Here is a 583-nt window from a genome sequence, read left to right as displayed (position 1 = left end):
TTGCCAGGAAATGCTTCCCTAAAGCCATACAGGTTACAGATCGATTTCATGTGCAGAAACTTACCTTAGAAGCCTTACAGGATATTAGGATCAAGCACCGCTGGGATGCTATAGATATGGAAAATGAACAAATTAAACAGGCAAGATTAAAGCAAAAAAGCTTTACCCCAGAAATATTTGCCAATGGGGATACCCGAAAACAATTATTAGCTCGCAGCCGTTATTTGCTCTATAAAGCACCTTCAAATTGGACAGAGAACCAGCACGAGCGCAGCATAATACTCTTTGAGCAATATCCAGATATAAAATTAGCCTTTAACCTGGTACAAAGGCTCAGGAACATATTCAACCAAGCAAAATCAGTAGAAGCGGCCTATACTAAACTTGCCCACTGGTATAAAGATGTAGAGGATACAGGATTTAAGGCATTCAATACTATTGCCAATACCATAACCCTTAACTACAGGTCTATTCTCAATTACTTTATCAATAGAAGTACGAACGCTTCAGCAGAATCATTCAATGCTAAAATTAAAGCGTTTAGGGCTCAATTCAGAGGAGTGAAAAATGTAGAATTCTTTCT

At 38.3% G+C, this 583-nt stretch carries 1 protein-coding gene; it reads left to right on the top strand.

Annotated elements, in window-relative coordinates; all coding sequences use genetic code 11:
• On the top strand, positions 1–583 hold a 583-nt coding region (locus ACW6NC_RS16055), incomplete at both ends, for an ISAon1 family transposase (RefSeq protein WP_457867582.1).

Source organism: Salegentibacter profundi, assembly GCF_054121475.1.
Note: the sequence above shows the minus strand (reverse complement) of the source record. Positions and strands in the feature narration are given on the sequence as shown.